General features: G+C 34.2%; 19 protein-coding genes and 1 riboswitch. Of the genes, 14 read left to right on the top strand and 5 right to left on the bottom strand.

All coding sequences use genetic code 11. The features are described from left to right. Entirely contained in the window at positions 1 to 195 is a 195-nt protein-coding gene (locus ACKF5P_RS05345) for a hypothetical protein (protein ID WP_408956461.1), read from the top strand. 570 nt (positions 196 to 765) lie between these two features. Next, on the top strand, positions 766 to 1,929 hold the full coding sequence (locus ACKF5P_RS05340; protein WP_408956460.1) for an EAL domain-containing protein: 1,164 nt from the start codon (positions 766 to 768) through the stop codon (positions 1,927 to 1,929). Between the two features lie 20 nt (positions 1,930 to 1,949). Here ACKF5P_RS05340 and ACKF5P_RS05335 read toward each other — a convergent pair whose 3' ends face one another. Together ACKF5P_RS05335 and ACKF5P_RS05330 are read right to left on the bottom strand one after the other, a co-directional pair. Further along, complete coding sequence (locus tag ACKF5P_RS05335) at positions 1,950 to 2,378, bottom strand: DUF6789 family protein (protein WP_408956459.1); 429 nt, start codon at positions 2,376 to 2,378, stop codon at positions 1,950 to 1,952. 156 nt (positions 2,379 to 2,534) lie between these two features. Beyond that, the gene (locus ACKF5P_RS05330) at positions 2,535 to 3,227 is read right to left on the bottom strand and encodes a hypothetical protein (RefSeq protein ID WP_408956458.1); all 693 of its coding nucleotides are present in this window, start codon (positions 3,225 to 3,227) and stop codon (positions 2,535 to 2,537) included. A 298-nt stretch (positions 3,228 to 3,525) separates the two neighbouring features. Between ACKF5P_RS05330 and ACKF5P_RS05325 the strand changes: the two genes are divergently transcribed. Beyond that, positions 3,526 to 4,125 (top strand): hypothetical protein, encoded by a 600-nt coding sequence (locus ACKF5P_RS05325; protein WP_408956457.1) that lies wholly within the window; start codon positions 3,526 to 3,528, stop codon positions 4,123 to 4,125. Between the two features lie 180 nt (positions 4,126 to 4,305). On the opposite strand, the gene ACKF5P_RS05320 is transcribed toward ACKF5P_RS05325, so the two are convergent. After that, complete coding sequence (locus ACKF5P_RS05320; RefSeq protein ID WP_408956456.1) at positions 4,306 to 4,509, bottom strand: cold-shock protein; 204 nt, start codon at positions 4,507 to 4,509, stop codon at positions 4,306 to 4,308. A gap of 318 nt (positions 4,510 to 4,827) precedes the next feature. Between ACKF5P_RS05320 and clpB the strand changes: the two genes are divergently transcribed. The 11 genes from clpB (at position 4,828) to ACKF5P_RS05265 (ending at position 21,258) form a co-directional block, all read left to right on the top strand. Beyond that, the gene (gene clpB / locus ACKF5P_RS05315; RefSeq protein ID WP_408956455.1) at positions 4,828 to 7,407 is read left to right on the top strand and encodes an ATP-dependent chaperone ClpB; all 2,580 of its coding nucleotides are present in this window, start codon (positions 4,828 to 4,830) and stop codon (positions 7,405 to 7,407) included. A 197-nt stretch (positions 7,408 to 7,604) separates the two neighbouring features. After that, entirely contained in the window at positions 7,605 to 7,757 is a 153-nt protein-coding gene (locus tag ACKF5P_RS05310) for a Spo0E family sporulation regulatory protein-aspartic acid phosphatase (protein WP_408956454.1), read from the top strand. A 264-nt stretch (positions 7,758 to 8,021) separates the two neighbouring features. After that, positions 8,022 to 9,494 carry an SLC13 family permease gene (locus ACKF5P_RS05305; RefSeq protein ID WP_408956453.1) on the top strand — a complete coding sequence of 491 codons (1,473 nt, stop codon included), beginning with the start codon at positions 8,022 to 8,024 and terminating at the stop codon, positions 9,492 to 9,494. 441 nt (positions 9,495 to 9,935) lie between these two features. Next, positions 9,936 to 11,729, top strand: coding sequence for a PHB depolymerase family esterase (locus ACKF5P_RS05300; protein ID WP_408956452.1), 1,794 nt, complete (start codon positions 9,936 to 9,938; stop codon positions 11,727 to 11,729). A gap of 517 nt (positions 11,730 to 12,246) precedes the next feature. Next, complete coding sequence (locus tag ACKF5P_RS05295; protein WP_408956451.1) at positions 12,247 to 13,941, top strand: PHB depolymerase family esterase; 1,695 nt, start codon at positions 12,247 to 12,249, stop codon at positions 13,939 to 13,941. A 243-nt stretch (positions 13,942 to 14,184) separates the two neighbouring features. Further along, positions 14,185 to 14,267, top strand: a riboswitch (cyclic di-GMP riboswitch). A gap of 128 nt (positions 14,268 to 14,395) precedes the next feature. Next, on the top strand, positions 14,396 to 16,417 hold the full coding sequence (locus ACKF5P_RS05290) for a PHB depolymerase family esterase (protein ID WP_408956450.1): 2,022 nt from the start codon (positions 14,396 to 14,398) through the stop codon (positions 16,415 to 16,417). Between the two features lie 458 nt (positions 16,418 to 16,875). Beyond that, a complete protein-coding gene (locus tag ACKF5P_RS05285; RefSeq protein ID WP_408956449.1) occupies positions 16,876 to 17,388 on the top strand; it encodes a hypothetical protein in 513 nt (170 codons plus the stop codon). 15 nt (positions 17,389 to 17,403) lie between these two features. Continuing rightward, complete coding sequence (locus tag ACKF5P_RS05280; RefSeq protein ID WP_408956448.1) at positions 17,404 to 17,943, top strand: hypothetical protein; 540 nt, start codon at positions 17,404 to 17,406, stop codon at positions 17,941 to 17,943. 70 nt (positions 17,944 to 18,013) lie between these two features. After that, positions 18,014 to 18,544: a TlpA family protein disulfide reductase gene (locus ACKF5P_RS05275; protein WP_408956447.1), complete on the top strand. Its 531-nt coding sequence runs from the start codon at positions 18,014 to 18,016 to the stop codon at positions 18,542 to 18,544. Positions 18,545 to 18,622: 78 nt separating this feature from the next. Beyond that, positions 18,623 to 20,296, top strand: coding sequence for a hypothetical protein (locus tag ACKF5P_RS05270; RefSeq protein WP_408956446.1), 1,674 nt, complete (start codon positions 18,623 to 18,625; stop codon positions 20,294 to 20,296). 107 nt (positions 20,297 to 20,403) lie between these two features. Further along, positions 20,404 to 21,258: a leucine-rich repeat domain-containing protein gene (locus ACKF5P_RS05265; RefSeq protein WP_408956445.1), complete on the top strand. Its 855-nt coding sequence runs from the start codon at positions 20,404 to 20,406 to the stop codon at positions 21,256 to 21,258. 167 nt (positions 21,259 to 21,425) lie between these two features. Here ACKF5P_RS05265 and ACKF5P_RS05260 read toward each other — a convergent pair whose 3' ends face one another. Both ACKF5P_RS05260 and ACKF5P_RS05255 read right to left on the bottom strand, forming a co-directional pair. Next, positions 21,426 to 21,722, bottom strand: a complete 297-nt coding sequence (locus ACKF5P_RS05260) for an AzlD domain-containing protein (protein ID WP_408956444.1) — start codon at positions 21,720 to 21,722, stop codon at positions 21,426 to 21,428. Then, entirely contained in the window at positions 21,719 to 22,465 is a 747-nt protein-coding gene (locus ACKF5P_RS05255) for an AzlC family ABC transporter permease (RefSeq protein WP_408956443.1), read from the bottom strand. Before ACKF5P_RS05255 ends, ACKF5P_RS05260 begins: the two co-directional genes overlap by 4 nt. Positions 22,466 to 22,786: the final 321 nt, after the last annotated feature.

The following is a 22,786-nucleotide window of genomic DNA, read 5'->3' as shown; positions in this document are numbered from 1 at the left end:
ATGAGAATCATTGAAGAGAGAAAAATAGGTGAAAAATTAACTATTGGTGTTCATAAGGAGCATGGTGAAGTTGGGATCTTTATAGCTTCTGAAGATGTATCAGCTAGTTGTGCTTTTAGACCAGAGGAATGGGAAAAATTTGTTGAAGCAATCAATGAAGCAGATCAACTGCTCAAAGAGAATGGATCGAAATAAAGTTAGTAATTGATAGGTTCAGTTTATTGTACTCAGTAATTTAAAGATCTATATCGATCTTATAGCTTCTCATCTCCCCACTCTAATAAAGGAAGAGTATTGAGCTAGATTAAATTTTTCGAAAAATAAAGCTTTCAATAATCTACTTTCCTTATCTTTAAACTCTAATAGTGTCTTACCATATTTAATATTATTTCTGATGTGAGTGCCTCTTATTTGTTTCTCAAAACCATAAAAGTATTAGGAGTCAAGCAGTTAAAAAGTTTGCTGATAGTTTGTATCTAAATACAAAGTTAAATTTTATAGAAATATCATGCAGGGAATTAGATTAAGTTAGTCAATATATTATAGTAGAATGATAATTAAAAGTAGCTTTTACAAAGAGCCAAGCAGGGTTGATGTAAATATTAACTTTGCTTGGCTTAAATTAATCTATTTTGTAGTTCTTCTTTGATTTTTTCTGTAAAAAAGATACTCAACTGGTGGGCCATAACTAAGAAAAGTAAAGAATTTCTAAAAAGTAAGTTGACCATATTATTAAAAAATAATAGTTAAGGAGAAGTGGGAAATATGAAAAAATATTCATTTGAGATTAGGATACAAAACCCAACACAGCTTGAGGATATTTTTGGAGAAACTGTGATTGCGGAAGCAAGAAAAAACTTAGATCAGACATTTCAAGAGTTAACAACTAAATTGCTGACTAGACATACTATTATTTCTCCTATCAGGAGTGAAAAGTTTGGGGTTTGGACTCTTCTGTTTGCTATGGATGAACTTGATATATTTATTGATCAAAAAGAACAGTTAGAATCATTGAGTAAGACAGGGGTAGAATTAATTCATGATAGGTTAAGAGAGGAGTTTGGGGCTGCTACGGGGAGTAGAATTGACTTTAAGGTTTTGGTTTCTGCTGTTGGGGAGAAGTCAGCTCAAATAAGAAAAGAGTCGCAATTAGAAGGGGCTGGAAATGCTTTAGATTCTAATATAATTTATAAAAAGTTAGTAACTGAGCAGGAGTTTAAAGAGATAATTAAATCTAAACAGTTAAGTACTTATTTTCAACCCTTGCTCTCTGCAACAGATGAAGAGGTTATAGGTTATGAAGCTTTGACCCGAGGGCCAACAGATAGTGAGTTATTTTCAGCAGCAAATTTATTTGGAGCAGCAGCTTATTTTGGATTGACAGAGGAGTTGGAGTTAGCAAGTATTGCTCAGGCACTCAATTGGGCTGAAAAATTGAATGATAAGTATAAGATTGCATTAAATATTGGCCCTGAGCTATTAGTCTCTGATCGATTTTATCAGTTTATCAGTCAAGATAAGTTTAAGCCTATTCTATCAACGATAATTTTGGAGATTACTGAACATTTACCAGTGGAGAAAGTTGAGCAGCTACAAGGAAGAATTGATCAATTAAAGAATCTAGGAATTAAATTTGCACTGGATGATTTAGGTTGTGGTTTTTTTGATCTAGAGACTGTTAAACGATTAAAGCCAACAATTGTTAAGTTGTGCATTACGGTAGTTAATAAAATAGATCAAAGTCAGGCTGTACAGCAGAGTGTTTATCAAACTGTCGAGCGAATTAATAATTTAGGAGCTCAGATTCTTGGTGAGGGGGTTGAACGGGAGGAACAAGTTGTGGCTTTAAAAGAGGGGCGTATTGATCTAGTACAAGGGTATTATTTTGCTAAGCCTCGGCCAGCTCAAGAAATTTTAGGTGAATTATAATTTAATTTTCTAAACTAAAGTTAATCTAATCTATGTAGAATTGTTGCTAAGGTTACACCCCACACGATAGCAAAAATTACAGTTGTTAGGCTGGTTGTTGTTGAAATATTATTAAGAGGAGTAAGATCAGATAAGACAACAACGGCACGAAAAACAAAAGTAAGTAAAAAGGCATAGAGGACACCTTTTAAAATATGTCCTTGGGAGCTTAAATAAGGTATTAAAAGGCTGAAGATAATACCTAATGAACCAGTCCATAGGATTTGAATTATCAATGTATAAATTACTTCGAAGTTATTAGCTGGAATACGGCCGAGCATGATAAGGCTTGCCCAGTCAAGAAAGCGACTTTCTGTTAAGTTAAAGATATAAAAAAAGATTAAATCGAGCGAGTTCATAATAATTGCACTGATTATCCCGGCAAATAAACCTTTTAAAGTTCGATCCACAAAAGTTCCTCCTTTTTTACAGTAAAATTAATTTTCTATAATAGTTTTAGTAATTGAAAAATAATTATTCATTTAAGTTACAAAATAAAAAGAGATTAGCATCTGCTAATCTCTTTTTTCATTAGATTTAAGTTAAAGTTAACTTTTATATTCTGTTTAATAATCAACCTTTAAGCCCAATGAAACTCCTCCTGCACTGTCATTAAATGTTCCGATAGCTCGGTAACTGATTTGGGCTCTGAAATTACTTCTTAAGTTAAATTCCATTCCGATTTGACTATCAAAAAGAAAGCCACCACGTTCTAGATCAGGATCATAAGCTAAGTTGAGATCAGAAAACAGGTTATGATCATCCCAACGAGAACGGCTCAAGAGTCCAACGACAAAATAGGTTTGATTTAGGCTATTTTCTAACCCTTCATATCTATCTTTAGTATCATCGTTTAAAATATCTCCTCGATAGTTTTTAAAACCTGCTTGAACAGCATTCAAACTAGTTTCAGTAACAAACAAGCTATGGCGAGGTATATATTGTACCATCACGTCAAATATTGGCCCACCTGTTGAATAGAAAGAGAAATCTTCTCCGAAACTCTCTCCAGGATAAATAAAGTCCATTGGTTTTTCATTATCATTAAAAGCAGTTAATTTAAAATTAAGAGAAGTCTGGTCATTAATTCCTACTCCTACTAAAAAAGATTGCAATCTTAATTGTGGATCAACACGAAAGCTGTCTATTTTATAAGTCCGTTTTCCTTCTCCTGTTGTAAAAGTAGCAGATGCAGTTGTTGAAAAGGTTAAAATTAATAATATAACTATTAATAAAGTTAACTTTTGTTCTTTAATCATTATTTTAGCTCCCTTCTTTCTGAATCATAGTTTGATAAATAGTTAGATATGTAATAATGAATAATAGAAAAGATCTGTACTTAAGTTTGAAATATTAAGTCTATCTAATTCATTTTATAATCTTTCCATTATATCTATAGGTATTATTCTAGATAATCGGGTAAGTTCCTTGTTTATAATTAATTTAATGTTAGTTTTAATTAGTTAAGGAGTTCTATGATGAATGATGCAGGAAAAAGAAGTTTAAGCAAGAATATATACTTAAAGGAATAATTTTAAGATTTGGAGGAGAAAATCAATGAAAGTAGTAAAAGTATTTATCTTAGTCTCTTTAATTTTATTATTAAGTAGTGGTAGTCTTTTAGCGTCAACTTTAAATTTAGGTCAGGATGTTTATAGAGTGCAGGTATTACATTTTCAATCAAATCAAGGTGATTTTATCACTTTAGATTTGGGTTATGGAGTCAATAACTACTCAGGATATGGTCTCAGTTTTACAGCTCCTTATGGAAGCGATACAGAAGGTTCTGGGGTGGCCAGTATAGAATATCAATTTGTGCCAGAGAGTTTACACGGATCGGAAAGAGACTTTAATTGGGCTCTTAAAGTGGGAGCTACCAGTGGGAATATTCTAGAAACGGATGATGAATTAACTGCTGGAGGATTAAAGTTTGGGTTGATTATGGAGCGTCAATTTGATGAAAGAGCAGAAGTTTATTTTGATCTAGATATAAATTCTAATTTAGTTGGAGTTTCAGATTTTATAATAGATTCTGAGTTAGGAGTGGGTAAAGAATTAGCTGAAGGAATCAAAGGAGTAGCTACTGTTAGGATGTTAGGAGGGGAAGATTTAGATTCGATTTATGGAACTACTTATGGTCTTAAGGTTGATTTTTAATAAGTTAGAGGGAGATAAATAAGGAGTTATTGTTTTCAATATGGGGTTTGTATGGTATTTTGAAATAAACAAATAAGAGTTTTTAATTGTTTAGTTGATTTTAATCTTAGTTTAAATTTAGATAAAAATAAAAGCCTCGGAATTTTCCGAGGCTTGGTAAACATCGTAATCTATATTAATTTATAGTTTGACGACATTTTCAGCTTGAGGTCCACGATCTCCATCAACTACATTAAATTCTACTGATTGACCCTCTTCTAAAGTTTTAAATCCTTCTTCTTCAATTGCAGAAAAATGTACGAATACGTCGTCTCCTTCTGCTCGCTCAATAAATCCATAACCTTTTTCTCCATTAAACCACTTAACATTACCTTGTTCCTTCATTATAAATAATTCCTCCTAATAATTTAAAAATCAACTGATAAGTAATTTTTTATCAGCCTTTTTAAGAATACCACATAATTTCATATTTGTCAATTGATTATCTGATTAAATTCCATTTTACTATCTTTAATTTATAAAAGTGGGTTGAATTACACAGCTTAAGTCTAAGTTTAGATTAATAATTGATACTTATTGACAAAAAAGGTTTATTTTTTTATAATATTATTAGCACTCGACACAAGCGAGTGCTAATAATATTATAAAATGACTGAATAATACTTTAGAGAAAAGAGAAAATATAGTTGGAGGTGTTTATTAATGAAAATGGATAACTTTACTATTAAAGCTCAGGAAAGTTTAATGGAAGCTCAATATTTAGCAGAGGAACATCAAAATCAAGAAGTTTATCCTGCTCATTTATTACTCGCTTTGTTAGAACAAGATGATGGAATAGTAAGGCCTATCTTGCAGAAGATGGAGTTAGACTTAGATAAATTAGAGGCAGAATTAAGAGAGAGGATTGATAAGCTTCCTCAAGTTTATTCTGAACTAGGAGAGCTATATACTTCACAGCAACTAGCTCGGGTTTTGCGTTGGGCTAAAAAGAAAGCTAAAAAGCTAGATGATGAATATGTCTCTACTGAACACTTTTTACTGGCTATCTTAGCTGATGGTAAGAGTAAAGCAGCTAAATTATTGCAAGAGAAAGGGATTGATAAGGAGCAAATTGAAAGAGTAATTGAGAAGGTTCGGGGTGGAGAAAGGGTGACCAGTCAGACTACTGAGGGCCAATATCAAGCCTTAGAAAATTATACAATTGACTTGACTCAGCTAGCTAGAGAAGGTGAGCTTGATCCAGTTATTGGACGTGATGAAAAGATCAGAAGAATAATGCAGGTTTTATCTCGCAGACGAAAGAATAATCCAGTATTAATTGGGGAACCAGGAGTAGGAAAGACTGCGATTGTTGAGGGGTTGGCCCAAAGGATTATTAATGGAGATGTACCTGAACCATTAAAAGATAAGAAGGTAATTTCTTTAGATATGGGCTCATTAATTGCAGGGACTAAGTATCGTGGTGAGTTTGAAGACCGTTTAAAATCTGTATTAAAGGAGATTAAACAGGCAGAAGGGCAGGTTATTCTCTTTGTTGATGAGATGCATACCTTAGTAGGAGCAGGTGCTACGCAAGGAGCAATGGATGCAGCTAATTTATTAAAGCCTGCTTTAGCTAGAGGGGAGTTACACTGCGTAGGAGCTACTACTTTGGGAGAATACAAGCAGCATATTGAAAAGGATGCTGCATTAGAGCGGAGGTTTCAGCCTGTTTTGATTGAAGAACCATCTGTTGCAGATACGATCTCCATTTTACGTGGTTTAAAAAAGAAGTATGAAATTCATCATGGGGTTAAGATTCAAGATAATGCTTTAGTAGCTGCAGCACAACTATCTGATCGTTACTTAACTGAGCGTTTTTTACCCGATAAAGCAATTGATTTAATCGATGAAGCTGCTTCTAAGTTAAGAATTGAGATTGATTCGATGCCAATTGAAATTGATGAATTGGCTCGGAAGTTGAGAAGGTTGGAGATTGAACGTGAAGCATTAAAGAAAGAAGAAGATCAAAGGTCAAAAGAAAGATTATCAGCTCTTGAACAAAAGATAGCTGAGTTAAGAGAAGAAATAAACCCATTGAAAGCAAAATGGGAGAATGAAAAGGAGTTACTTCAAAAAGTTCAAAATCTCAAGGAAGAGATTGAAGAGACCAAGATTGCTGCTGAATCTGCTGAAAGAGAGGCAGACTATGAAGAAGCAGCTCGTTTAAAATATGGTAAATTACATGAATTAGAGCAGAGGCTAAAAGAAACTCAACAAAGGTTAAAAGAGTTAAATCAAGAAAGCGATTTAGCTAGGGAAGAAGTACAACAGGAAGATATAGCAGAAATAATAGGGTCTTGGATTGATATTCCAGTTACTAAAGTAATGGAAGAGGAACGAGAAAAGTTGGTTTACTTAGAAGCTGAATTGTCTAAGCGAGTAATAGGGCAAGATGATGCAATTCAAGCAGTCAGTAATGCTATTCGTCGTTCACGAACTGGATTGCAAGATGAAGACCGTCCTTTAGGTTCTTTTATCTTTATGGGGCCAACCGGGGTCGGTAAGACAGAGTTGGCTAAGACTTTAGCTGAATATTTATTTGATGATGAACGAGCAATGGTTAGGCTGGATATGTCAGAGTATATGGAGCGCCATACTGTCGCTAAATTGATTGGTTCGCCGCCAGGATATGTTGGGTTTGAAGAAGGAGGCCAGCTGACTGAGCAGATTAGGCGTAAACCTTATTCTGTTATCTTATTAGATGAAATAGAGAAGGCTCATCCAGATGTATTTAATATCTTATTACAGATTTTAGATGATGGCTTATTGACAGATAGCCAAGGAAAAGAGGTTGATTTTAGAAATACAGTGATTATTATGACTTCTAATCTTGGGTCACAATATATTCAAGATTTAGAGGGAGATGATGAAATAGAAGAAAAAGTAGCTGAAGCCTTGAAAGATCATTTTAGACCAGAGTTTTTAAATAGAATTGATGAACAGATCATCTTTCACTCTTTGGCTAAGGAGCACTTGAATCAGATTATTGACCTTAGATTAGCTGATCTGGAAGAAAAACTGGCTAAACAGAATCTAGCAATAGAATTGACAGCAGATGCCAAAGTTCAAATTAGAGAACTTGGCTATGATCCAGCTTATGGTGCTCGACCATTGCAAAGAGTAATTCAAAAGCAACTCAAAGATAAGTTGGCAATGATGCTACTTGAAGAAGAGATAGAAGAGGAAGATGAAATCCTAATTGATTATCAAGAGAATGAATTTCAGTTTGAGGTTAGATAATTAGACTTTAAAAAAGCAGTGACATATGTTGCTGCTTTTTTTACTATGTTTAATAGTTTTTTGATATCATATATTTCAATTTGATTCTTATATTTATATCAAAAATTGAAATTATATTTGAAAATTGTAATTTATTTCTATATAATATAAAGGAGTAATAATTATATTTTAAAATGAACTAGGGAAGGGTGCAAACAATGGAGCTTGATTTACTAAAAGAGGAGATAGAAAAGAAAAGAAAAGAACTCAACTTGATAATAAAGAATGGTTGTCAACAGGAAGCCTTAAAAAGAAGTCGAGAATTAGATCGGTTGATTTTTAAGTACATATCTAAAAAAAGAGCTAAGTGATGATGTTTTATCTTTATAAATATCTTTAGCATACAAAAAGAAAAATAAGTAATATAATGCTGGACAAGTAATCATAAAAACGAGTAAATTATATGAAAGAATTGCTCCTTCTTTTTTCAGATTACAACCAAGTGAATTATATCACTATATCTAAGTTTAAATAAAAATAAAGGAGTTTGCAATTAATTGTCGAAGTATAACTTAAGAAGTTAATTGTGGTAATTTATAAAAAATTAGTTATGAAGAGGGAGAGGAGTTAAAAACATGAATGATGTTAGTACTGGAAGGGAGCTTGTTGATGAGTTTGGTATAAATGTAGAAAAATTTAAATATATCATGCTTGGCCCGTTAGTATTTCTATTGATTTTATCTTTACCTATTTTAGGGATGGATTGGCAGGCACGAGGAGGGCTAGGGATTTTAATTTGGATGGCTTTGTGGTGGACGAGTGGACATATTGCTGTTGCAATTACAGCCTTGGTGCCATTTGTAGTGACTACTTTTATTCCGATTGCTCCGATAGAGGATTTAGTAACAGTCTTTAGCCACCGAATTGTATTTCTAATTTCTGGTAGTTGTGCAATTGGAGCAGCTTGGCAGAGGTGGGGGTTGGCTAAACGTGTTTCTTTGAAAATTTTAACAGTAGTAGGGAATAGTGCTCGTAAACAGATCTGGGTTTGGTTTTTATTATCTACTGCTCTAAGTTCGATCATAGCTGATACAGTAACGGCTGCTGTTTTTATTCCGGTAGCAGTTACCTTATTATCTTATCTGGGGTTTGAGAATAATTCAGAACGATGGGAGAGTCCAGTAGCAACAAATATCTTATTGGCTATTGCTTGGGGTGCTTCCATAGGTAGTTTACCGACTCCACTGGGTGGGGGCCAAAACTTACTTATTTATGAGTTTTTATCTGAGGCTGTAGGCAGAGATATTTATTTTTATGAATGGACATTGAGGATGTTGCCTTTTACTCTTGTTTTCATTCCAATTATTGGGTTGTATTTAACTTATATCTTACAACCGCAGGATGAAAAGCTGCCTGGAAGTAAGGAGTTTTATCAGGAAAAATTGGATGAGTTAGGGGCATTAAGTAAAGGTGAACTCTTTTCAGGAGTCATCTTTTTTATTGCTGTATTAGTTGCTTTTACAGAACCTTTGTATAAATCTTATTTACCTAATTTAGATCCTGCTTTTGTCTTCTTTAGTTTGGCAATCTTATTATTTTTTATTCCAACAGAGACAGAGGAGAATGTTCTTTCTTTAAAGAGTATCGTGTATTTTCCAATTACGATCTTAATAGTTTGGCCCAGTGCTTTAGCTTTAGCTAAGGTTTTGGAACATTCAGGATTTGTTGATATTATCGGAGGTTATCTTACTGGTTTTGCTGAGTATAGTGGTCTGCTAACTTTTTTAGTTTTTTGTGGAGTGATAGCTCTTTTGACCAATATTTCAACCAATACTGCTTCTGCTGCTTTATTGGTGCCGGTAGTGATTCAGTTATTTGCAAGTCAAGGTCTAAATCCAGTACCGATTGTTTTTGCTTTGATTACTGCCGTTAATCTATCATTTGCAATAGCTTCTGGGAATGGTTGTTTGGCTGTTAGTGCGGGATATGGAGTTAATTTAAAGACCATGTTTAAACATGGAATGATTATTGCTTTTATAGGTTGGCTGATTTCAGCAGGATTAGCTTATCTTCTTAATAGCACCCTACCGTGGTGGGGAACAATTTAAATTTTCAGTTTACAAAGAGGAACCATTATGGTTTCTCTTTTTTTAGTGCCTAAAGTATTATTTTATTAGGTAAAATTAGTAGCAAATAGATTAAAAGACACAAAACTGGGTATTATATGGCTATTAGACAATTTTATGAAAAAATCCCTAAATAGACCTTGACAAATTATCCCTACACATGTATAATATAAATGAAATCAATAAGAAGATTGATTCTTACAAAATGAGATTAGAGCTTTGAGTATGGTCTATATTTCTTTCTTTAGATTATACAAAATAAGTAATAAGTCTCATTTTTTAAAGTGCTAAATATTCAGAAATTTTAGATTTATCAATATTTAAGTTTGATGGTTAAGCTACAAAAAGTAACTTGAAGGTATCAAGTATTACTTTTTGTAGTTAAATCATATATATACTTATTTAAAATAAGGGGGGATTTAATTGATTAAACAGAGAAAAAGTTTATTGTTTTTGATGGCAGTTTTATTAGTAAGTTTTGTTCTTATTGGTTGTAGTCAATCTGATACTGAGCTTACTCAGGCAGATGATATTCTATCTGGTGAAGTAACAGTGGCAGATACTGGAGGAAGTGATGGTCTTGAAGCGTTGGCTCCTTCATCAGTGTCAAATGCTATAGTAGAGATTGATGGTCAGGAGGTAAAGACCGATTCAAATGGAGTTTTTCAATTTGAAGATTTAGAGCCTGGTGAATATGAAATTTCTGTAAAGGCTGATGGCTTTACAAAATCTACTCAGCAAATTAATTTTGAAGGTGGAGAGAAGCTAGATCTAGAGATAGAATTAGAAGAGCTTGATGGAGCTAATCTAGCAGGAGATTTCATTTCAAAAACGTATAGTAGTGGCTGGGGTGGAGGTATGGACTATAAGGTTTATATCCCTAGCACTTATGATGGTTCAGAAGAAGTCCCATTGGTAGTGATGGTACATGGTTGTACTCAGGATGCAGATGATTTTGCTGCTGGGACACAAATGAATGAGATAGCAGAAGATGAAAATGCAATTGTTGTTTACCCACAAGAATCTGATGGACATATGAATCAGTGTTTTGAATGGTGGGGAGATCAAAATAGAGATCAAGGACAAGCTGCTGAGATTGCTGGAATGACTGAGGATACAATTGCTGATTATAGTATTGCTGAAGATGAGGTTTATATTGCTGGTTTATCTGCTGGAGGAGCAATGGCAGGAAATGTAGCAGCACTTTATCCAGATATTTATAATGGAGTTGCTGTTGCAGCAGGACTGAAATATGAAGTTGCATCATCAGAGATGGATGCAACTACGGCAATGTCTAGTGGAGGGTCAGATCCTGAAGCTGCAGGGATCCGTGCTCATGAAGATGCAGAAGGTAATGATGAGATCATGCCAGTTATGGTGTTCCACGGAACTAATGATTTCACAGTAGATGTAGTAAATGGACATCAGGTCCTTGAACAGTGGGCTACAACGAATGACTTAGCGTATGATGGCGAGAATAATGATATCATCAATGACACTCCTGATGAGGTAATTAATGATGAAGTTCCTGGTGGACGTAGTTATGAATTGTCGGTATATGAAGATCCAGAGGGCAATCCTTTGATGCAAAAATATATAGTAAATGATATGGGACATGACTGGTCTGGTGGAGATAATGCTGGTTCTTATACTGACCCGACTGCTCCAGATGCTGGGGAGTTATTGATGTCATTCTTTACAGCATATCATGATGGAGAAGGAGAAGACGAAGATCCACCAGAAGATCCACCAGAAGATCCACCAGAAGAAGATCAAGAGATAGTAGCAGTAGAAGATCTTGCTGATATAGAAGTTGAATATGGAACAGAGATTGAAAATGTAAATCTACCTGAGCAAGTAGAAGTAACATTGGAAGATAGTCCTGCCGAGAATGTAGATGTTGATTGGAATACAGAAAACTATGATAAAGACACAGCAGGTACTTACCAGCTTGATGGGGATTTAGTAAACTTGCCTGATTATATAATTAACCCTGATGATTTAAATGCAGAGGTTGATATTATAGTCATGGAAGAAGATGATGAACCGTGCTATACTGATGAGGCTACTGCAAGTGTTACAGATCATTACATGGCTGGACGTCTTAGTGTTACAGAGTACAATGCACTAGGTCTTGAAATCGGCTTTGATACTGAAATTACGATGTACGAAGTTGATGGAGATTGGTTACAAGAAGATGAAGTGGATTGTCTGTAAACTTAATTGTAACGTGCAGAGTGAAAAGAAAATATAAGTAATTTTTGAAGACGATAATATCTAGAGCTAAGGAGTATAGATATTATCGTCTTTTTTATTATAGTTTATCAAAATAAATTACTTAGATTTTGAATTGATCAGATTGTAGTAGTTATTAGTTTATTTATTATCTCCAGATAATATTATACAAAATACATATCATATGGTAATATATCTTTTTAATACATAAAAAAGCAAAATATTACTTGACAAAATATTACTTAATAGGTATAATGTCAATATAAATAGAAAGTTACTACTAAAATAAAATTAGGAGCGGTTAACCATAGTCTGTATTTAGCTATCTGAATTATATGGAACTAATGGTGAACCCACCCTAAGTTTTTTTATATCTGATAAAAAAGTCAGAAACTTAAGAAGTTTCAAAGATTTTACTTTTTTAAGCTGATGATTACTCCACAAAAAATCAAGCTATTTTTTTGTGGAAGATCATAATATAAAACTAGGAGGGATTTATTTGATTAAACAGAGAAAGAGCTTAGTGTTTTTGATGGCAGTATTCTTATTGAGTTTTGTTCTTGTTGGTTGTAGTCAATCTGGAACTGAGTTTACCCAGGCAGATGATATTCTATCTGGAGAGGTAACAGTTGCAGGAACTGGCGGAAGTGATGGTCTTGAAGCGTTGGCCCCTTCACCGGTGTCAAATGCTAGAGTAGAGATTGATGGTCAAGAGGTAAAGACTGATTCAAATGGAGTTTTTCAATTTGAAGACTTAGAGCCTGGTGAGTATGAAATTTCTGTAAAGGCTGATGGCTTTAGAAAATCTACTCAGCAAATTAATTTTGAAGGTGGAGAGAAGCTAGATCTAGAGATAGAATTAGAGGAGTTTGATGGAGCAAGTCTAGCAGGAGATTTCATTTCAAAAACGTATGGTAGTGGCTGGGGTGGAGGTATGGACTATAAGGTTTATATCCCTAGCACTTATGATGGTTCAGAAGAAGTCCCATTGGTAGTAATGGTACATGGTTGTACTCAAAATCCAGATGATTTTGCTGCTGGAACACAAATGAATGAGATAGCAGAAGATGAAAATGCAATTGTTATTTACCCGCAAGAATCTGATGGACATATGAATCAGTGTTTTGAATGGTGGGGAGATCAAAATAGGGATCAAGGACAAGCATCTCAAATTGCTGGAATGACTGAGGATACAATTGCTGATTATAGTATTGCTGAAGATGAGGTTTATATTGCTGGTTTATCTGCTGGAGGAGCAATGGCAGGAAATGTAGCAGCACTTTATCCAGATATTTATAATGGAGTTGCTGTTGCAGCAGGACTGAAATATGAAGTTGCAGGATCAGAGATGGATGCTTTTACAGCAATGTCCAGTGGAGGGTCAAATCCTGAAGCTGCAGGGATTCGTGCTCATGAAGATGCCCAAGGTAATGATGAGATCATGCCAGTTATGGTATTTCACGGAGATGCTGACCACACTGTGGCTGTAGTAAATGGACATCAGGTTCTTGAACAGTGGGCTACAACGAATGACTTAGCGTATGATGGTCAGAATAACGATATCATCAATGATACTCCTGATGAGGTAATTAATGATGAAGTTCCTGGTGGACGTAGTTATGAATTGTCGGTATATGAAGATCCAGAGGGTAATCCTTTGATGCAAAAATATATAGTAAATGGTATGGGACATGACTGGTCTGGTGGAGATCATGCTGGTTCTTATACTGACCCGACTGCTCCAGATGCTGGAGAATTATTGATGTCATTCTTTGCAGCATATCATAATAATGATGAAGATCCAGAAGATCCAGAAGATCCAGAAGACCCAGAAGACCCAGAAGATCCAGAAGATCCAGAAGATCCAGAAGATCCAGAAGATCCAGAAGATCCAGAAGATCCAGAAGATCCAGAAGATCCGGAAGATCCAGAAGATCCAGAAGATCCAGAAGATCCAGAAGATCCAGAAGATCCAGAAGATCCAGAAGATCCAGAAGATCCAGAAGATCCAGAAGATCCGTGCTATACTGATGAGGTTACTGCAACAGTTTTAGATCATTATGTTGCTGAACGTATTGATGTTACCACATATAATGAGTTAGGCCTTGAAATTGGTTATGATGCTGAAATCACGCTGTACAAAGTTGATGGAGATTGGGTGCAAGAAGATGAACTTCCAGGTGATTGTCTCTAAACTTAATTTCAACTTGCAGAGTGAAAAGAAAATATAAGTGATTTTTGAAGGCGATAATGTCTAGGGCTAAGTGTATAGGCATTATCGTCTTTTTTTATTATCGACACAGAAAACTATAAAAACATATAGTTTATGGTAATTTGTCGTAATATGTCATTTTTATTCATCAAATCTCAAAATATTACTTGACAAAATATTACTCGATAGGTATAATGTTAGTATAAAGAAAAAGTTATTGTTATCACAAGATTAGGAGCTATGAAGTATAGTCTGTATTTGGTCACCTGGACTATATGGAGCTAATGGTGAACCCACCCTAAGTTTTTATATTTGATAAAAAAGTCAGAAATTTAAGAAGTTTCAAAGGTTTTACTCTTTTAAGCTGATGATTACTCCACAAAAAATCAAACTGTTTTTTGTGGAAGATCATAATATAAAACTAGGAGGGATTTATTTGATTAAACAGAGAAAGAGCTTAGTGTTTTTGATGGCAGTATTCTTATTGAGTTTTGTTCTTGTTGGTTGTAGTCAATCTGGAACTGAGTTTACCCAGGCAGATGATATTCTATCTGGAGAGGTAACAGTTGCAGGAACTGGCGGAAGTGATGGTCTTGAAGCGTTGGCCCCTTCACCAGTATCAAATGCTACAGTAGAGATTGATGGCCAGGAGGTAAAGACCGATTCAAATGGAGTTTTTCAATTTGAAGACTTAGAGCCTGGTGAGTATGAAATTTCTGTAAAGGCTGATGGCTTTACAAAATCTACTCAGCAAATTAATTTTGAAGGTGGAGAAAAACTAGATCTAGAGATAGAATTAGAGGAGTTTGATGGAGCAAGTCTAGCAGGAGATTTCATTTCAAAAACGTATGGTAGTGGCTGGGGTGGAGGTATGGACTATAAGGTTTATATCCCTAGCACTTATGATGGTTCAGAAGAAGTCCCATTGGTAGTAATGATACATGGCTGTACTCAAAATCCAGATGATTTTGCTGCTGGAACACGAATGAATGAGATAGCAGAAGAGGAAAATGTGATTGTTGCGTATCCTCAAGAATCTGATGGACATATGAATCAGTGCTTTGTATGGTGGGGAGATCAGAATAGAGGTTCTGGACAACCTGCTCAAATTGCTGGGATAACAGATGAAGTGATTGCTGATTACAATATTAATGAAGATCGTGTATATGCTGCTGGATTATCTGCTGGAGGTGCAATGACAGGAATAGTAGGAGCACTTTATCCAGATAAGTATGCTGGAATTGCTGTTGCAGCAGGACTGAAATATGAAGTTGCAGGATCAGAGATGGATGCCTTTACAGCAATGTCCAGTGGAGGATCAAATCCTGAAGCAGCAGGGATTCGTGCTCATGAAGATGCCCAAGGTAATGATGAGATCATGCCAGTTATGGTATTCCACGGAGATGCTGACCACACTGTGGCTGTAGTAAATGGACATCAGGTTCTTGAACAGTGGGCTACAACGAATGACTTAGCGTATGATGGTCAGAATAACGATATCATCAATGATACTCCTGATGAGGTAGTTAATGGTCAGGTTCCTGGTGGACGTAGTTATGAATTGTCGGTATATGAAGATCCAGAGGGTAATCCTTTGATGCAAAAATATATAGTAAATGGTATGGGACATGACTGGTCTGGTGGAGATCATGCTGGTTCTTATACTGACCCAACTGCTCCAGATGCTGGAGAGTTAATGCTGTCATTCTTTGCAGCATATTATGATGATGCTCCAGAAGATCCAGAAGATCCAGAAGATCCAGAAGATCCATGTTATACTGATGAGGCTACTGGAAATGTTACAGATCATTACAATGCTGGACGTCTTAGTGTTACAGAATATAATGCATTAGGTCTTGAGATCGGATTTGACACTGTAATTACGCTGTACAAAGTTGATGGAAACTGGGTACAAGAGAGTGAATTACCTGGTGACTGTACCTATGACGACGAAGATGAAGATGAAGAAAAGGAAGATGAGGATGAAGATGAGGATGAAGATGAGGATGAAGATGAAGAGCAAGTAATAGAAGTAGTGGAAACTTTTAATCAGATAGAAGTTGACTATGGAACAGCAATTGAGAATGTAAACTTGCCACAAGTAGTAGAAGTAACATTAGAAGATAACACTACAGTTGATGTAGATGTTGATTGGAACACAGAAGATTACGATAAAAACACTCCAGCTACTTATGTACTTCAAGGAGATTTAGTAAGTCTACCTGAGGGTGTAATCAATTCTGATAATTTAAAGGCAGAGGTTGATGTTGTAGTCTTAGAAGAAGAAGAATGCTATACAGATACTATTACTGCGAGTGTTACAGATCACTATATGGCTGGACGTCTTAGTGTTACAGAGTACAATTCACTAGGTCTTGAAATCGGCTATAATACTGAAATTACGATGTATGAAGTTGATGGAGAATGGGTATTAGAAGATGAAGTGGATTGTCTCTAAGCTGAAGAGCTGAACCTGTGGCAGATAAGGAATGTAACTGCTGCTGAAATTAATCAATCAGGAGTTATGATTTCGATCATAGCTCCTGATTTTTATTTATAATTAAAAGTAGCTAGATATTATGATAATTTCAAATTCATATATTATACAGCAAAAAGTAAAACATATTATATGGAAATAAGACATTTTTATTAATCAAATATCAAAAATTTACTTGACAAAATATTACTTGATAGGTATAATATAATCATAAATATGAAGTAACTATAATCGTAATAGTGGGAGTGGGGAGGACATTTTACAGTTAGTTATCTGAATTCTGTGAAATTAAAATTCAAACCAAATTTCTATTTCCGCTAAAAATTCAGAAAGTTGAGAAACTTGTAATTTTTTACTATATAAAGTTAATGATTGCTGTAAAAAAGTGATTAAATTAATGTAGTTATGGAGGTGTTGAGATGACTTTAACGTTATTATCTTTGTTGCTTATTTTGTTTGTTTTTTCTATGCCAGCATTTGCTCATTGTCCTCTTTGTACTCTAGGTATTGGTTTTTTAGTAGTTATGGCTAATAAGCTAGGGGTTGATCTAGTTGTGATAGGTCTATTTGCTGGTGCATTCTCATTATCTTTGGGAATGTTTATCAGTAGAAAAATAGTAAAACAAAACAAATATATGTTTACTATTTTAACAATAAGCTCTTTTTTGCTAATGATAATTCCTTTAAGTAAATTTAGTGGGGTAGATGTAGCTATCTCATTTGATTTTTTAGAAGGAATGACTAACGGAACTTATTTAATAGATAGGTTTGTTTTAGGGAGTATCATAGGAGCAATAGTATTGCTATCATCTACAGCGTTACATAAAAAGATTAAAGAGGTAAAAGGAAGAGTCTTTATTCCTTTTCAAATTATAATTTTATCTATGAGTCTTTTAATAGTTACAGCAACCATAATGCAATTAATTATTTAAGTAAGGGGTGTTGATATGGTATTATCAGAAGTTGATAAAGACAAGCTTGATAAAAGATTTATAAATAAAGTAAAAAGTATCAAAAATGAGTTTGATCTCTCTAAGGATGAAGACTTAAGTATAGCATTGATGCATTTGATCAGTTTAGAAGAACATTTATACTTTTCAGCTATGAAGACAAGTAATGATAATTATATAGATTATTTAAAAGCAATAAGAGAGTTAAGAAAAAAATTAATGAAAAAAATTGTTGTTGAACCTGAAGGAGAAGAGTGGTGTATATATAAACACTTACTCGGTTCTTCTATGAGACTAATAGAAGTTGGAACAAAAGAGTTAGGCCAAGGTGGAAAGAGTAATATGTATTTTGAATCTGCATTTGATCTGTATTCTTTATTTTTCAGTATGAATTTAAAAGGTAGCAGCCAAGAAGATAAACCAAAAGAAGATAAACCAAAAGAAGATAAACCAAAAGAAGATAAACCGCAAAAAAAAAACTTATTTGAAAAAGCCAGAAGCTTAGTCAGAGAGATGGTTGACTGTTGTATAGAGTAAGCTAGAGAAATAAAAGAGAGTATCAGATCAAAAGAGGAAACGATCTATATTCTAAGGAGGGAGACAAAGGATGAAGCAGTTTAATTCTAAAAAATTGGTAATTGGTCTAATAACTTTAATCTTAGTTAGTGTTGGTTTGATTTTCATTATGCAAAGAAGTATGGCAGAAGATGAAAAACAAGAAATTGGAGTTGAGGTAAATAAAATAGCTCCTGATTTTACCTTAATGAATCTTGAGGGAGAAGAGGTTTCATTATCAGACTATCGTGGAAAAAATGTTTTACTTCATTTTTGGCTAACTACTTGTCCTATTTGTGAGGAAGAAAAGCCATATTTAGATGAATTTCATAATAAAAACGAAGATGTAGTTGTCTTGGCCGTTAGTGTTGCAGAACCAAAAGCTCGTGTTAAAGAGTATATGAAAAGTGGTGGATATCAAATACCTACTTTATTAGATGAGGCAGCAGAGATTGCTATAAAATATAATGTTGGTGGTGTTCCTGCTAACTTTTTCATTGACCAAGAGGGTAGAATAAAACATATTGAGAATGGAAAGGCAACTAAAGAGCAATTAAACAAGCTGAAGCAAGGATTGTTTTAAGATCAATCAAATTAAGGTGATTAGCTTTTTAATATTCTGGCTTTTTACAATAAAATCATACCGAAAGGGGTAGATATTATGTTTAGAAAGTTTAAGAAGAATATGTTACCATTGATGTTAGTTTTAGCTGCCATGCTAGTCATTGCTGGTTGTAGTCAGATGGATACTGATTTTGATGCTGTTGAAGGTCAGTTTGATCTAGTTGGTAATGTACTTGAAGATGGAACTCCAATTGAGGGAGCAGTTGTTGAAGTTGGAGAGAAAGAAGCCGTTACTGATGAGGCTGGAGTATTTGAAATAAAAGCCTTAGCAGAGGGAGAATATGATTTATTTCTAAATGGAGAATTGAAAGATAAAATAATGATTGATGCTGATATGACTATGGTGTTAGAAGATGACTCTATAACACTGAATACTTCTGAGGAGTTAAAAGATATTGAAAAAACTGCAACAAGTTCTTCAGCTACTCTTATAGACGTAATTGATGATCCTCATCCTTGGGAAAGGGTAGAACTATGGGGTAGTGATAATCCAGAAATGATAGCAGGACAAGAACCGATTTTAGAAATAAGCTTACCAAAAAACAATAAAGTAAGAAGTTGGTTTCCTGATGATATTTTTGTAAAAGATGGATCAAGCTCTCGTTATCAAGATTATGATTTTGGAAATTATGGTCGTTTAAAGAGTGATAGATATTTTGTTTTGGGTCATGGTTCAAATTGGGAAAATGCTACTAAAGAGACCCCAGTATTGCTTGTACATGGAGCTACTCATGACATGAATCATGCTTGGGCTCACCCTTTTGATGAGCAGACACCTTCTACAATTAGTAATCCAGGACTTAAACAGTATTTATCAGATAGAGGGCATGCAGTTTTTGCTATTTCTTTCCCACATACGCAAGGAAATAATTTGATTCAAGGTCAATTAATAGCTGATGCCATTGATGTTATCAAGTCTAAAACTGGTGCTGATGAAGTTGATATTGTAGCTCACAGTAAAGGAAATGTATCATCAATTTCTTATATGAGTTCTTTAAATCAAGAATGGGATGATACAAGTTGGTTGGAAGATTATCGTGGAGATGTAAGAAGGTATATAGCTGTTGCAGGCCCATTAAAAGGGTTAGATACTATGTTCCGTTATTATACAGGTAACACTACTGTAATTAGTGAGCAGGAAAATGCTCCGGTTGCGTTCCATGATGCATATATTTACTCTTTGTATAGAGATTATCATCGTTGGGATATGAGTGCTACCTATAATGATAACTTCTTCCAAGGGCAGACCCAAATGCTTCATAATTGGGTAGAAGATGATGAAAATCCTATTGGTTTTAATTCTGAAAGTAATACATCTGATTGGAATGCAACGAGGAATGCACTTTATTATGGTGGTTCAAGTTATTATGTAACTTCAGATGGGATTGATGCAGTGATTGAAAACCCTCAGGGCGAGATGGGTACTAGTAACTTTATAGAAAAGATGAATAATAAAGGGTTAGCTCCAGATATTGATCTTTATGTTTTACATGGTACTAGGCAGGCAATGGATCATTTCTTTTGGTATCCAATAGGAGAAAAAGCTGCTTCTAGTGATGGTTTACTCTTTACTGCTAGTGCAACTTATACTGATGGACTGACCAGAAGAGGAGCAAACTTGGTTGATCTAACAGGCAAACACTATAATCACAGAGGTATAGCACGTGAAGAAGAACCTATGAGTTATATAAATAGTGCATTAACAAACTAGAAGATAATAAGTAGTTAATAAATAAGATGTACATAATGTACATCTTATTTATTCTATTTAGGGTTTTTTATTAAGTACTAATCTTTTAAAGAAAGGGGTATTGGTTTATGTTATTCAAAAAGAAATCATATCTGATATTGTTATTAGGACTGATGATGGTAGTTACTTCTGCTTGTGGTTTAAGTACTGAGACGAAACAAGACGTAGAAGCTGATGAATATATTATTCTTTTTAATGATGAAAACCTTGAGAATGCTATCAGAAGTGAGATTGATAAAGAAGAAGGTGATATATTTTTAGCAGATGTTAATGATATAGAAGAACTTATTTTAAGGGATAAGGAGATAAAAGACATAACTTCTCTCTCTTATTTTAGTAGTTTAGAGAGGCTTTGTCTGCAAAACAATAAAATAAAGGATATAGGTTCACTAGCAAAGCTTAGTGATTTAGAACTTTTAAATATTAGTCATAATCAAATAAAGGATATATCTCCTCTAACAGAAGCTAAAGAAATTAAAGAGATAAATGCTGAAAGCAACATGATAAATGATATAAGCTATCTTACTGAGCTCGAGAATTTAGAAACGCTTAATTTAAGAGATAATCAAATAATGGATATAAGTTACTTAGAAGGGATTGATGATGCAAAAATAAAGGTACTCAATCTCTCTGAGAATGAAATAGAGGATATATCTGCCTTATCAAATTTAACCAACTTAACAGCTGTTGGATTAAATAATAATCAAATAGAGGATATATCTGCTCTTGCAGAACTTAAAAATTTACAAACAGTTAGCCTTGCCAATAATGAGATAAGTGATTTAAAACCTTTATTGAATCTTAACAATATAACCGATCTTTATTTACGAGGAAATAACTTGGATTTATCTGAAGGATCAGAAACATTAGATGTCATTAAAAAGCTTCGGGAGCGAAGTTATATTGTTGAATTTTTAAATTAGTACTTATCAGTTGAAATCTGAACTGAAAATTTAGTAGTAGAAGGTTATCAAGGAAAATCTATTGCAAAGATGCAGTACTACTAAGAATTAATAATAAGATATAGTGAAGAAGTTAGTTAATAAACAGAGGATAAATCTGTAACGACAGATTTATCCTCTGTTTATTTTTATAATAATTCTCCGATAAAAGCTCCTATAATTCCTCCAATTACTACTAATAATAGATGAGGTGCAACTAATGCTAATATAACTGCTACAAGTCCACCGAGGATTGCTGATAATGAACTGCCTGTGGAGTAAAGAATTCCAGGAAAGATAAGAGCACCTAAGGCAGCATAAGGAATAAATTTTAAAAAGCGATTAAGAAATGGAGGTAAATCAAGTTCTTTCAGTAAAGCCATTGGTAATGCTCGTGGTAGATAGGTTACTACTGCCATTGCTAAGACTAAATTGACTAAATTCATTCTTTTTCAACTCCTTCGGGGAATAGAACTGCTCCTAATGTAGCTGCAATTGTAGTGCTGATGATGATCTGCCAACCGGTAGAAAGTGAACTGAAGTTATAGTACAATACAGAGTTAGAGCAGATAGCAACCAAAGCAGTAATTAAGATTGGTTGTGATTTTTTAAGGCTAGGTACTAAGAGGCCGATGAACATAGCGTATAGACCAAGCCCCATACTATTTTGAATTATCTGTGGGAGATTGGTTCCTAAAAAGGTGCCCATAGCAGTACCAATAACCCAAGCACTATAACTGATTAAATTTAAACCTAATAAAAATTGTGATTTTAATTCTTTCTCATTTGTTAGAGAAGCTACTGAAAATGTTTCATCAGTAACTCCAAAAGCTAGCAAACTACGCCATTTTTTAGATAAAGCTGGATTTAGCCTTTGGCTTAAGGAAGCAGTCATTAGAAAGTGGCGTAAATTAATAATAAAAGTTGTCATAACAATCTCCCAGCTACCAGCATTTAATAGTAATAAATTAACAGCAATGAATTGGCTAGCCCCAGCAAAGACAAGTAAGGACATCATAATACTGATATAGTGAGGAATACCAGCTGAATTTGCCATTAAACCAAAGGTAGTTCCAATTGGGATGTAGCCTAATGCAATAGGAATACCTTTTTTAACTCCTGCCAGGAAGGAAGGGCTAATTATAGAGTTGCTTATTTTTTGATTTAAAGTTTTGATCTTATTAACCATATTTATGTCTCCTTTGTTTAGTAAAGTTATTTTTTTGATTGCTCTTAAAATAAGCTAAAGAAAGAATTTAAGGTGAAGTGTAGTGCTGTTGGCCATTAAATTAATATTTTTAATCATTGACTATTATCATATCTTCTTTTTCAGTGGGGTGTCCTCCTTCTACTATCCTGCTTTTTTTGACACAATTTACACTAAACTCTGATATAAAGATAAATAATTGGAGGATTTTATGCAAGAATGTAGTATTGTGTAAATGAGGGATGATATATTGATTGGAGTTTTCATGGTTTTTTATTTTAAAAAAAGAGATGTTATTGAGTT

The sequence above is a fragment of the Natroniella sp. ANB-PHB2 genome (assembly GCF_046097105.1).
Classification (GTDB): Bacteria; Bacillota; Halanaerobiia; order Halobacteroidales; family Halobacteroidaceae; genus Natroniella.
Note: the sequence above shows the minus strand (reverse complement) of the source record. Positions and strands in the feature narration are given on the sequence as shown.